Raw genomic sequence first — 14,363 nt, forward strand, 5'->3', positions numbered from 1 at the left:
ACATCTGTCTATATTAAGTAATACGAATTTATTTAAAAAAACTTTCACTTTTTATATTTTTATTCATAATATCATTCGTTCTTTAAATGTATATTAAGTAATTTTTTAATATATCAAAGATGATGTCTAATATTTTCAGCACTTAATTTTAGTATTCTTCAAATTCAACGTTGACTTACTCAGTCTTCTAATAATTTAAATATTTTAGAATATATTTGTTTTTCATTTACTAATAATATCTTATAAAAACTTTTACTTAATTCATTATTTTCAGTATATTCTATTTTAGAATGTATATTATCAAATATACTATATCAGTCATTTTCAGAAATTGTATCATATTCATATAGTATACTATTATTTAATTTATCATTATTATTATAAGTATATTTAGATTTTATTAAATTTAATGTCATAGAAATTAGATATTCTCTAATACTCATATTATTTAGTCTATCTAAGTTAATAGATTTAACTCAATTATAAATTCAATTATATATTATTCAATCTATTTCATCTTTATGTTCATTATTTAATTTAAATATAGTTAATTTAGTTAGTAATTGTCAATATAAATTAAATAGTATATTACTTATTATCTTAATATTTTCATCATTTATTTTAGATATATATATTAGTCAAGTATTTATTTCTTGTTCATAAAACATATATTCTTGATCTTTATATCACATATATCATTTAACTAAATCTGATTCTTGATTATAAAATACATTTCATAATCGTTTCATTTCTATAATAAATATATCTAGATCCATTGTTAATAATTTTTTTGCATAACATTGATTATATATTATATTATAATTTATTTTTTTATAATTATTCATTGTTTATTGTTTAAAATTAAAATTTTATATTTTTCATTCTTATATATCAATAAATTTTTTCATTAAAACTTTAATTTTATCTTGAATTTGATCTTGAATTTGATCTTTTAATTGTTCATCCTTTTCTTTTTCAAACATTTCTTTTAATGTTATTATTTTATTTATTATTTCTAGTTTTGTTTCCATTTTTATTTTTTTATATTAAAGTTTAAATTAAATGTGTATCAGAATAAATCAAATTTTATTCTTTTTTTATATTTTATAATAGATCATTTTACATAATTTCATCTAAATAATCTTATTACATTATCTATTATTGAATTTTTGATTCATGTAATCTTATTTATCTCTTTTGTTTTATATCATCTTTCGAATAATTCTAATATTCTTTCATTTCTTTCTGATTTTTCTTCATAGAAATCGAATTTAATGACTTCTAAGCTATTTAATTGTTCTATATAATATCTTTTATCCTCTGTTATACTAGAATCTCTTAGATATATCATAGAATACTTAATTAGATTGTAATTTATAGAATCTATTACTCATTCTTTAAAGAATATTTCACTTTTATCTTTAATTAACTCAAATCATCTTCTATTATCAGATAATTTCTTATGTGTTTCTAATATATTAAGTATTTCTTGTCAAACATGATATGAAGCCACAACATCTCTTACACAACTTAAATTTATTAGATTATCATATCAAGTATTATAAATACTTTTACTAAATTTAATCATTTTATCAGTTTCTTCTTTCCTGAAATTTTCTCTTCTATTATATCATTCTTCTAATACGTTATATTCGTCCATATAAGTCTGTTCTATTTCTAGTATATATGTTTCATCAGATCATATTAACTCTTCTAGAACACTAAATTCGAATGATTTATAACCATGTTTATCAAGATCTTCTTGAAAAGGATTATTTTTATTTGTAAAATGTTCTTCCCACCTCACTAAATCTCTATTAGTTTTACCAATGTAATTTTTATTAGTTTCTGTATTATATATTCTATATATTATTGTAGTATTATTTTCCATTTTTATAAGTAATTAAGTAAATTAAAATGTATGTTTATAAAGTTTAACATCTCTTATATAAGTTATAATGTGTATATATTAAGTTTAATATATCTTATATGAATTATTATTTTCCTAAGATTTCCATTACTTTATCTTTAACTTCTTCTGAAACAAAATGTATATTTTCTAGTCATTTAATAAAATTTTCATTAAAATCTTCTATAATTTCATCTTTTTGTTCTTGTTCTAATGAATTAAATCATCTTCTATTTCTAATTTCGGATAATCATTCAGTATATCAAGTAAATTTTAATAAATTAAATGCTTGATCATGTATATTTAAACCTTGTGTTAGTTTATTTGTCATAATTTTATTTTTTAAGTTTTAAAAATTCTTTTGATGTCATCTCTACTCAATCTATTATAACATGAGTAGACATTCACCTTTCACACATTTCAGTTGTATTAAAATAATAATCTTGTCATATAAATATTTTATCTATTTCTTTTTTAGTAAAAAATCATTTATAAATATCTCTATTTAGATTATTATAATAAGATTCTTTAAAATCTATACTAGATTTTACATTTCATAATTTTCAACCAGCTCATCATGAAACATTATGGAACATTATGAATGAATGTTTATAAACTATTCTTTTTTTTCATAATAAAAATATATTAGCACCACAAGACTGTCAATGATTATCTAAAATAGTAGTAGTATTATTTGAAAATTTATTCTGATATATATATATAACAATTAAAAACTTTTTTTCAAACAAAGAATTCACTTTTTTAATTTTCATAAAACATATAGTATAATTCTTCTAATTCAATATCAATTATATTTAGTTTTATATTAAGGTTAATTAACCTTTTTAGATCTGTTCAACTATTTCATAGTATATAAGATACATATTCATTTTCATATATATCAAAGTAATTATTATATTTACTATGTATTTCTTTGATATTATTTTTAAATATATTATTATAAAGAAATCATGTTTGTAAATGTTCGAAATTAGAATTACTTTTATTTTTTATTATTTCTTGTATTCTTTTCTTTTCATCTTCATTCATTTTTTTATTGTATATGTAGTGTATATATTCATGTATGTATATTTTATCTTCTGAACTTTTATCTATATATATAGTATTTGTTAATTTATTATATGTTCAATCTCTAAAATTTGATTGTAAGTATCTAAATTTTACATCGTTATCTAATAATTCTTTTTTAATATTTGAATCTACTAGTATGTTCATGTATTTGTAATTTAGATCTATATCATTTTTATGAAATAATCATAATATTGTCATTATTAACATTACTATAATTAGATAAAATATAAGTCTTAATTTTAGTTTATTCATATTTTTATTGTGTTAAGTAATATATATATCTTCAAGAATATATTATAATATATAACATTATTAAAACTTGTAATTGTATCCAAAATTCTTTTATCCATCATTTTATTTTAAATATGATCCATTCTATAAATCATATTTTTTCTTCTTTGTTTTCCATTATTTTATAAGTAGGTAAGTAAAATAAGTAAAAATTGGTATTATAATTATAGAATATGTTATAATATCTATAACTTCTACCTCTTTATGTAGATCTATTATATCATTTAACATATAATAGATAATATTTTTTAGTATGTTCATAATGTTGTAGTTAAATGATATAGTAGTTTTTATAATTTATTTTATTTATTAAATAGTTCTTCTTCTATTGTATCTATAACTTCTATTGTAATGATATCTTCTAATGTATAATCAAAATTATTTTCTAAATCTATTATATAATTATATAATTCAGTATAATTATTATCAATGTTATCATAAGTATAAACTTCTTTAATGATATTTATTTTTTGTTCATATGTTTTCATAATTGTGTAAGTTAATAAGTAAGTAAGTAATTATGTTTTTGTTAAGTATTTTATCTTAACTATATAGTATATAACAATTAAAAACTTTTTTTCAACATTGATTTTTATAAAAATCTAATGGAATGTAGTTATTTATTTTTTGTTATATATACTATATAATTATTTTAAACTTTTTTTCAAGTAAGATATTTACTTTTTTATTATAATTTCTAAATTTGCTTTAATAAGCCATTAGTTATAATATTTTTAAGTATTTTATCTTAACTTACTATATATATACGAATTAAAAACTTTTTTTCAAACAAAGAATTCACTTTTTTTAATTTTCTTTTATAAAACTATATTATTATCTTTATTATACTGAATTAAATCTACAATATAATTTAAAACTTGTTCTTCATTTCAATTAGTTCAGAAAGGATTTTGATATTTAGGTGTTAATTTAGTAATAATATTATCTAATCTTAGATTGTCATTTAAACATCTTATTAAATTTCATTCTTTATTACCATCCCACCATACTATTTCAAAATAAAAATCTTTAATATCTATATTATTCTTAATACAATAATGATAAGTCAATGAAACTTGTTCAAATTGTAGAAAACTTTTATATTTCTTATCTATTATTTCATCAATTTCTTTCCCCTTAGCTATTTTAAATCATTTTATATCTACATATACCTTTCTTCAATTTCTAATAGTTGTATAGTCATATTTTTCCCCTTTCTCATCATTCTTCATTTCTATCTTATCATCTAATTGTCAAACTAAATGTTCTACTGTAAATCAAAATTTTGCTTGATCATCTCATAAAAATTCATTTGTATTATTTAAATTTTCTTTAAATCAACATTTTTTTATTTCTATTAAGGTTTTTTCTACTTTCTTTTCTATATCTTCCCAAGAAGGGAGATCTACTTGTTTCAGTAGATCATATTTCTTTAAGTATGTTTTCATTTTTATTTTATAGTTAATGTATTAAAATTATCTTTGTTTAAGAAGAAATATTTTTTTCAATTATCTATATTTAATTCTTTTAAAGAATTGATTAGATCATCTCTTGTATTATCATTTATTTGTAAGTGTTTTTTATCTTTAAAATAATTATATTGTATTTCTGTTAAATTTTCTATTATATTTTCACTGTCTTTTCAATTATAATTATTTATATATTTTACTTTGAATTCTGTATCAACAATACTATCATTAACATTATTGTTATTAGTCATATTGTTATTTCAATCATTTGTAATATTTCTGTTGTCATTTTTATGTAGGTTATTGATATAATCTTTAATATAATCTAAATTTAGAATAACATTATTATCTCTTTTAATTTCTTTTATAATAATTGTTTCACATAAATTCTTTAAAATCATTATATTAAGTAAATCTACTTTTATCATTATTTTATCCTTAGATTTAGAAGAATCTACTTTAATTAGAGTATCTCATGAATTTATATTTTTCATTATTGTTATACTTTTATTTTCTTTTGTTGTTTCATTTTTTCTTTTAATAACAACTTCATTAGTATTTCAATAAATTAGGCCTAAAACTTCAAATATTTCAGCTTTTTCTAACATTATAGTAGTCTTAGTCTTCCACATATCTATCGTTCCTTCAATCGTTAATTTATGACCTTTTATTTCGTCATCTCTTTTATGTAGTATTTCTTCTACATTTATTGATTTTTTTCCAGATCAATATATTTTGAATCATGGCATTTTTTTAAAATTAGTCTTTTCTTTATTTTCCATTGTTTTTTGTAATTAGTAGGTAATTAGTAGGTAATTAGTAAATTAAATTATTATACATTTATTGTATATTTTTTAATATTAGTAAATATATTTATAATACATATCTAGTATCCATTATTTCATCAATAGTATTTTTTACTTCCATATCTTTCAAAGTTTTATCAGTTAATTCTTTAATAAATATATCCATATTTTTTTTGTATTCTATTCTTTCTATATTAGATTTATCTAATTCTTCTTGAAATTGTTTTCTAAAATCTCATTTAATTTTTTTAATATCATCTTCAATTTCTTTTATAGTTTTTACTCTTTTAATTAGTTTATCTTTTACAGAATACATTTCTGTTTCTTTTGTATCTTTATTTATAATATTTAAATAATCTAAATAATGAAATCTATCTAAGTTAGATTCTATGTATAATTTACAAGATTCTATACTAGATCATGTATAATATAATTGTTCTTTTTTATCTTTTATATAGAAACTAGTTCTACCTAATTTATCATTTTCAATCACTGTTTTTTTAGGATCTAAATTAACAATTACCATTGTTAATTTTTGTTTATTTGTATTTTCCATAATTTTGTATAAGTTAGTAAGTAAATAAATTATGTGTATGTTTTCAAGACTTTAACATCTGTCTATATAGTATATAATTATTTGATCTCTATTCTATTTATTTCTTTATTGTTTAATGTTCAAAATATAGAAAATTCTTGTTTAGGAAGTATTTTTTTATTTTCTTCTATTTCTAGAACTATTTCTTCTCAAAATACAGAAACATCAGTTTTTCTATCTAATAAATTATCATATTTTAATGTAAAAGTTTCATTATTTTCTATTATTTGTATTTCTCTATAAGTAATTTCTAGATTATTTTCTGTAATAATTGTAACATCAAATTTTTTAATAGTTTTCATAATTGTGTAAGTTAATAAGTAAGTAAGTAATTATGTTTTTGTTAAGTATTTTTATCTTAACTATATAGTATATAACAATTAAAAACTTTTTTTCAACATTGATTTATATAAAAATCTAATGGAATATAGTTATTTATTTTTTGTTATATATACTATATAATTATTTTAAACTTTTTTTCAACATTAGTTTTAAGTTTTTTAATTTTCTTTTAATTTTTCTAATATTTCCTTTCTTTTTTCCTCTTTTTTTTCTTTACTCCACTCTGGGTAGATCTTAGAATTGGGGAATTTTTTGTATATTTGTTTTAGTTCTTGATCTGTTATTAGTTTTTCTGTTATTTTCATGTTTTAATATTTGTTTAATAATAAATAATATAATCTCATTCTTTTAGATAGTTTTTTATGTATTTTTCCTTTTTTAAATTAGTTAGAAATTTATCTCTGATATTGTCATAAGATTTTATTCATAATAATTCTTGTAATTCTTCTATTTTTACTTTATATTTTCAAGATTTTTCTAGATTACTTGTAAGGAATAATGCAGTTATGAATTTATTATCTTGTTTTATCTTTAATAATTCTAGATTTATGTTAATTAGTTTAAAGTTATTTATATTTTTAAGTAATTTAATCTTGTAAAATCTTTGCTTATTTCTAGTAATAATTTCTAGATCAATTATGTTTTTATATTGCTCTATATTTATTATTTGTCAAGTTTCCTCATTTAATTCTAATATTTCTTGTTTGATTTTTAAGTAAGATAGTTTTATGAATGCTTTTTTTACCTTATTTCTTGAATTAGAAGAGTTTGATAATTGTAATAGATCTATTATATCCTTTTCAGAAATTTCATCACTCTTAGATGATTGTGATAAGTAATTATGTCATATCATAACCTTTAATAATAATCATTTATCAGTATTTAATATTTTATCATTTATTTCATCCACTATTTCATCCTTTTTAAATCATAATAGATAATATAAAGGAAATTTTGTAGGTATATAATTCTCTCTTAATTTAATTCAAAATAATGATAATATTTTATTATATTCTATCATTTTTTCTTTTGTATCTAATACATCCTTTAATATATGATTTAATATAAAGTATTTAATTCAAAATCTATTTCAACCAGCAAAATCTTTTATAGTATATTTATCATTTTCTTTATATAATTTTAATCATCATGTTTTATCTATATTATTTCAAGATACTGATACATGATATTTTGTTTCCTTATTTATCTTATCTATAAGTTTTAAAGCATCTATTTCTTCTATTTTAGAATTAAGTATCTTCTTATTTGATATTTTATTTTCTATTTTATTTTTTCTAGAAGTATCTAATATTATATTTTTAGATAGTAATAATTGTATATCATTTTTTGTTATAATATTTTCTTTATTTTTATATATATTAGTTATTAAACATCTTCTATCTTTTTTATGATCTATATATCATTCTACTTTTAATATAGATGTTATAGATTTCATTAAAGGATCTCAATTCATTGATTCATTTATAACTTTAAAGATATCTTTATAATCATCTTTATTTAGTTCATATAACTCTTTTGATAGTTTATAGAACAAATGATACCCTTTATATGTTTTATTAACTCTATGAGGTTGAAATCATAGTAGATTCATTGAATTATCAAGAATGTCTTCTAATGTTTGTCATTCTATTATATCATCAAAATCTTCTTCTATATCTATATCTAATCAAATCTCATTAAATCATATTAAATTCTTTTCTGTTCTATCTTTATAGAAATCATTTAATATATAATATACATTATATCATTTATTATTCATACTTTTTAGATAACTATCTATATTAAATGTATTAGTCTTCTTTATAGAATCTAAATTAACTTCTACATTCTTAAAAGATAAAGTATTTGTATTTAATAATACATAGTTAATTATTTTCTTATCATTTTTAATCATATTTTATTGTAATTAGTAAAGTAATATTTTATATATAATTATTTTAAACTTTTTTTCAACATTAGTTTTAAGTTTTTTAAATTATATATAAACGTAAATACCTTATAATAGTTTTTAGAAAAAATTCAAACATAATAAAAAGAAAATATTTATATATATTATATTATATATTATATACTTACAAATTAGCAGGTAGTTTATACGACTACAAAGAGATAAACTCAATGTGGTCCTACATACACTTTTTACTTATAGAAGTATGTATCACCATACACTTTTTACTTATGTAATAATTAAATAAAAATAAATGTTGAAAATATCATATATTTACATATATTAGACATGTAACAATTTATATAATAAATAATAAATATGACTAAAACAATTAAAGATCTAGAATTTGTTAAAGAAATTACTGTTGGAGTAATCAGAAAAATAGAAAAATATTCTAAACAATTACAAAAAGAAGAAATAGGAGAATTAGATTTCATAGCTTTGACATTTAATTACTATTTAACGAACGAAACTATGTTCGATAGTAATGAGGAAGCAGAAAAGTTTTTCGATGCGTTAAACACTGAACAATTAGGTGAATTACAAGTAAAGATGTCTGTATTAAATGAAGTTAATAAAAAAAAATAGATAAAACATTATATGATTATAAACAAGTAGTTAAAAATTGATTAAACAAAGAATTAGATCAAGATTTAATGATCTTATCTATTATGGAACATTTTAAAATAGATAGAAAAGAAATTTTAGATTGGCCATATGAATTTTATTTATTGGCAATCTGAAAATTAAATGTAGATGGTGAAATCAGAGAGAAAGCGGGAAAAGAGTAGAAAAAACTAAAAATAAATTTTAATTAAGGAAAAAATGTCTAGATTAAGTAATATAGTTCAGATTTTAATAAAAGCAAAAGATGATGCAAGTCCAGCTTTAAAAAAAATCTGAGCAAACACGAAGCAATTTGCTTCTGACATACAAACAAAAGCAGCAATATGATTTGGTGCTGTTTCAGCATGAATATTTGTAGCCGTTGAAGCTGCATCTGCATTAGAAGAAACAACTAATAAATTTTGAGTTACCTTTTCTAACGTTTTACCTAAGGCTCAAAAATATGCTAATGAATTATGAAATTGATATTTATTTGCAAAAGAAGAGTCACTGAATTTGCTATCTGCAACATGAGATTTACTAACATGATTTGGTTTTACACAAGATAAAGCATTATGACTATCAAATGAAGTTCAAAAATTAGCTGCTGATTTAGCTTCTTTTAATAATTTAGAATGAGGTGCCACACAAGCATCTAAGGCTCTTACATCATGATTACTATGAGAAAGAGAACAAATGAAAGCCCTAGGTATTGTTATTAGAGATACTGATATACAACAAGAATTACTAAGAACATGAAAAAACAAATTAACAGGAATGTCTTTACTGCAAGCAAAGGCAGAAATTACATTACAATTAGCTTTATGACAATCAAAAAATGCTATCTGAGATGTATCTAGAAGTATGGATAGTTATGCTAATCAGAAAAGAGATCTAATAAGACAAACAAAAGATCTAACAGCTGTATTTGGTCAATGATTCTTACCTGTTGCAAAAGAAATAATAGCTACGTTAAAACCAATTATAGAATCTACAACAGAATGGATTAAAAATAATCAAGAATTAACTACAAATATAGCATTAGCAACTGTATGATTATTAGCATTTTGATTAGTATTTGCTCCTATTCTTTCTGTGCTTTCTTCTACTATTACAATAATTTGAGTTCTATCAACTGCAATTAAATGATTATACGTATTATTAGCTGCTAATCCTATTTGAGCTATCATAGCATGAATTACATTGTTAATAGTATGATTTATAGCTTTTAGGGATGAAATATGATCATTTTCAAAATGAATTACAGATTTCTTTTCTAATTTAGCGGAAAAATTTCCTATTTTATGAAATATAATAAGACTGTTAATGGCTCCATTTCTATCATTATTCTATTTATTACAAGGTATAGTTAAACTATTTGACTTTATATTCTGAAAATCTGGAAGTAAAGAAGTTAAAATAACAAATGATACAAATCTAACACAATGAGCACTATCAAATAATGCTTGACTATGAGTAAATAAAACAGGAAAAACAGGAAATCAAGAAGTAAACATAAATATGTGAGGTGTAACTGTAAATAATGAAGCTGATGAAGATAGATTAGTTAAAAAAATTAAGGATTCTTTTATCAGAGAAAAAACATTTGCTAGACAAGGTGTAGTATACTAATAATAACTAATATAATTAAAAATGATAAATAAAATAATAATAAACTGATATGAATTCTCTACAAATACTGATATTATTTTAGAGAATACTTATCTATTATGAAATGAAATGTCAAATAAAACTACATTTAATTATCCATATAGATCATGAATTTGAGTTATATCTAATAATTTTTGACAAAATGGTATTTATGTAAAAGGTATTTTAAAATGAACATCAAAATTTGATCTAAATAATAAATTAGATCTAATGTTAAGAAAGATTTATACAGAGGATCAAGTAAGTTTAGAAGTATATGTCCAAACTGATGCTGTAACAGAGGTAAAAAGAGTATGAACTGCAAGAATGATCACTCCTAATCCTGTTAATCAGGAAAACTGGATGATAAATATAATTGAATTTGAATTTGAAATGGCATTGGAAGACTGATATATAGAAGATGAATTATATACAACAGTAGCTTCTACAATAAATTACCTTCCATATACTGTTTGATTTAATATGGAATGAACATTTAAAACATATCCAATTTTTGAATTTACTATATTATATCCTAATCAAACTTTTATAGAGATAGCATGAGTTAATACCATAAGGGTTGACAATGCATTCATAATAAATGATGTATTAACATTTGACTGAGAAACAAAAGAAGTAAGATTGAATAATGTTTTAATAGATTATTCTGGGATTTTTCCTTATTTTAAACCTTGATATAATGGGTTTGAATTTAAGATTGATGAAGCGTTTGCAGCATCTTTTTCATATAAATATAAACAAAAATATATCAAATAATAACTTATAAATAACTAATATAATATGTCAACTCAAAGTATTAAAATAAAATGATATAATATTAAGATGTATGATAAAATGAATACATACATCTGAGATATAAATCAGAAAGAAATGATGAATAAAATTTCTTTCTGAGAAACAATCAATAACTGACAATGAGTATTAGATATTGTATTAAGTTCTGATACATATAATTTCAATATAGATCTATATTCAATTAAAGTTTATTTTATTATAGAAATAAACAACACACAAATAGAAGAACATATATATACATGAATTCTTTCTACTAAAAATAGAAGAAAAATGTCAGAAAAAACAGAAAAAACATACTCATTTTCTTGATTATTTACATTATATTCTGAGAAATATAATTTTAAAGTAAATGATGATTGAGATGGAACAAATTCTTTATTATATGATTATACAGAGAATAATAATAATATATTCTTTATACAAGATAATATACTATTTTCTACTTGATTTACAGAAGTAAATGTATCTGCAACTGTAACACTAGGTATAAATCCAATCAAAATAGTAGGAACGGACACTTGATATGAGGCCGAAGTTAAGTATTATGAAGAAGAATGATTAACTCCTGATAGATATATCTGATTTTATAAACAAACTTGAAGATTTAATGATGGAGAAATTTGTAAAATATGGCAGTATGATCTTATAAATAGTATTTGGGTAAATACTTGACTATATACAACAATTATTTCTTATAGAAATGGTGATAATATAGCAAATTATTTTCTAGATTATTCTACAACAAATGTAACTGCTGCTTGAAGTTTACAAAATATTAAGGTAACAGATCAAAAAAATACAGATTTATTAAATACATTATTAGAATTAAATGCTTGATCATATTATTTTGTAGATAAATTATGACAAATACATTTTAAAGCATATACTCCAACTGATTTAACTAAAACAATAACATTCGATAAGGAAGCTATTGAAATTGAGGATAATAAAGATGATATAGATATAGTAAACTATGTTATAGCTGATAATTGAACAGTGTCAATAACAGTTTTTGATCAAATAAGTATTGATAAGTATTGAAGAAAAGAATTAAAGTATACTGATACTAATATATTAGATCTAGATACATTAACACTTCAAGCAAATAGTATTATACAAGAAAAAAAAGAAGGAAAAAGAGAAGTATATATAAGATGTAATATTCAAAAATACTTAGTAAATGTTACATTTAAAACTTGGGGGAAAATGTTAGATATATGGTGAAATGTAACTGATACTTGGGGTAATCTTAAAAAAGAAACAGATTGATGAACTATATTTAATTTAGAAATTTGAGATAAAATAAATGTAAGAAATGTAGATAATTCTAATGAAGTATCTGATTTAGTAATAAATAGAAAGGAATTTGATGGTGATTTTCTGAATTTATATTTATGATCATACAATAAAAATTTATATATTGATTAGTTTTATAAAATAAAAGTGGAAAAAATCTAAAATATCTATATATTAAGTATATAGATATTTTTTAATAAATAATTAAAAAAAAATGAGTAATATAAATAACATAAATCTGAATGAACAAGTATCAACAACATGAGTTGATGATTTAAATTTCAATTTTAATGAATTAAATAACACAAAAATAGAAATAACAGGAGCAAAAGCAACAGATCTTGTTGATGCTGATTCAATTCTTATTCAAGATAGTGAAGATGCTAGCTTATTTAAAACTAAAACATTTCTTGAATTATATACACAAATGTGTTCTATATGTAATGCCCCAGCTTGATCGGTTTGAATAGATTGATTGGTTTGAATAGCTTGATATTTTGGTGGTTGAACTGGGGTAGATTTTTCTAATGTTATAGATTGAATATTATTTGCAGATGATTCAGCAATAAATCCTGCTGCAACTCTATCAGTTGGAAGACACAGTTTAGCATGAGTATCATATTTTGCATAAAAAATAAAATAAAAGTTGAAAATATCAAAAATATCTATATATTAAGTATGTAGATATTTTTTTAAATAAATAACTAAATAAAAATGAACGAAATAACAATAATAAAAAAAGATAATAAAGATAATTTTCAAGAAATATTTGATGAAATAATTGAAAGAGTGGAAGAAGTTCCATTCTGAAATTCAGATTTCCAAAATCAAAATACAATAATAAATTGAGAAAAATCTCCACATAGAGCTTTTAGACATGCTTCTTTAAGAATAATAAATAGAATGACAGCATTAAATGAATCTAAAAATACAATATCTAGAAATAATATAAAAATAGAAAGACTTACAAGAAAAATTAAGAAATTAGAGGTAAATAAACCAGAGGATTTTGACTTAGATATACAAGAAATTGAAATAGAAATACATGAAATAAAAAGTCAAGAAAATTATACTAAAAAACTGATAAAAGATGCTATTTCTGAAATTGAAAGTATGTTACCTTTCTTCAATAAAATATGAAAAATAGATAAACAAACATTTGAACAATTAGAAGCAGCACATTTTACTAAAAAATTTCTAGACTGAGCATCGTGAAAAAATGAATATATAAAATGATTAGAAAATATGTGATATAAAACTAATGCTAAATGAGAATTAGAACAAACAGAAAATACTTTATATAATAATATACTAACATGAAAATACAATATTTTACATTTAGACCAATAAACTTTGCAGGTAAGATTATGGGTCCAAATTATTCGTTTAATCACGAATTAAATACAATAGAATGATTAAAATATACATTTGTATGTGATAAGACTAATGATAATAGAAAACTATGATATTTTGAATATAATAATGATTTTGAGTTAGATGTTGTTGCTGAAACACTAATGAA

At 20.3% G+C, this 14,363-nt stretch carries 11 protein-coding genes; 2 read left to right on the forward strand and 9 right to left on the reverse strand.

Translation table 11 applies throughout. The features are described 5' to 3' along the window. Window positions 1-884: 884 nt before the first annotated feature. The 8 genes from PF569_04695 to PF569_04730 form a co-directional block, all read right to left on the reverse strand. Complete coding sequence (locus PF569_04695; GenBank protein ID MDA3855531.1) at window positions 885-1,031, reverse strand: hypothetical protein; 147 nt, start codon at window positions 1,029-1,031, stop codon at window positions 885-887. Window positions 1,032-1,207: 176 nt separating this feature from the next. Beyond that, on the reverse strand, window positions 1,208-1,351 hold the full coding sequence (locus PF569_04700; protein ID MDA3855532.1) for a hypothetical protein: 144 nt from the start codon (window positions 1,349-1,351) through the stop codon (window positions 1,208-1,210). Window positions 1,352-1,699: 348 nt separating this feature from the next. Then, window positions 1,700-1,891: a GIY-YIG nuclease family protein gene (locus tag PF569_04705; protein ID MDA3855533.1), complete on the reverse strand. Its 192-nt coding sequence runs from the start codon at window positions 1,889-1,891 to the stop codon at window positions 1,700-1,702. A 1,703-nt stretch (window positions 1,892-3,594) separates the two neighbouring features. Further along, window positions 3,595-3,780, reverse strand: coding sequence for a hypothetical protein (locus tag PF569_04710; protein ID MDA3855534.1), 186 nt, complete (start codon window positions 3,778-3,780; stop codon window positions 3,595-3,597). 1,241 nt (window positions 3,781-5,021) lie between these two features. Beyond that, entirely contained in the window at window positions 5,022-5,189 is a 168-nt protein-coding gene (locus tag PF569_04715; GenBank protein MDA3855535.1) for a hypothetical protein, read from the reverse strand. 796 nt (window positions 5,190-5,985) lie between these two features. Next, window positions 5,986-6,123, reverse strand: coding sequence for a hypothetical protein (locus tag PF569_04720; protein ID MDA3855536.1), 138 nt, complete (start codon window positions 6,121-6,123; stop codon window positions 5,986-5,988). 188 nt (window positions 6,124-6,311) lie between these two features. Beyond that, window positions 6,312-6,464 carry a hypothetical protein gene (locus PF569_04725; protein MDA3855537.1) on the reverse strand — a complete coding sequence of 51 codons (153 nt, stop codon included), beginning with the start codon at window positions 6,462-6,464 and terminating at the stop codon, window positions 6,312-6,314. A gap of 198 nt (window positions 6,465-6,662) precedes the next feature. Further along, window positions 6,663-6,809 (reverse strand): hypothetical protein, encoded by a 147-nt coding sequence (locus PF569_04730; protein ID MDA3855538.1) that lies wholly within the window; start codon window positions 6,807-6,809, stop codon window positions 6,663-6,665. Between the two features lie 1,982 nt (window positions 6,810-8,791). On the opposite strand from PF569_04730, the gene PF569_04735 reads away from it, so the two are divergent. Further along, window positions 8,792-9,061 carry a hypothetical protein gene (locus tag PF569_04735; GenBank protein MDA3855539.1) on the forward strand — a complete coding sequence of 90 codons (270 nt, stop codon included), beginning with the start codon at window positions 8,792-8,794 and terminating at the stop codon, window positions 9,059-9,061. Between the two features lie 1,034 nt (window positions 9,062-10,095). Here the strand turns inward: PF569_04735 and PF569_04740 are convergent. Then, window positions 10,096-10,269, reverse strand: a complete 174-nt coding sequence (locus PF569_04740) for a hypothetical protein (GenBank protein MDA3855540.1) — start codon at window positions 10,267-10,269, stop codon at window positions 10,096-10,098. Between the two features lie 3,475 nt (window positions 10,270-13,744). Between PF569_04740 and PF569_04745 the strand changes: the two genes are divergently transcribed. Continuing rightward, entirely contained in the window at window positions 13,745-13,981 is a 237-nt protein-coding gene (locus tag PF569_04745; GenBank protein ID MDA3855541.1) for a hypothetical protein, read from the forward strand. Window positions 13,982-14,363: the final 382 nt, after the last annotated feature.

The sequence above is a fragment of the Candidatus Woesearchaeota archaeon genome (assembly GCA_027858315.1).
GTDB lineage: Archaea > Nanobdellota > Nanobdellia > Woesearchaeales > UBA583 > UBA583.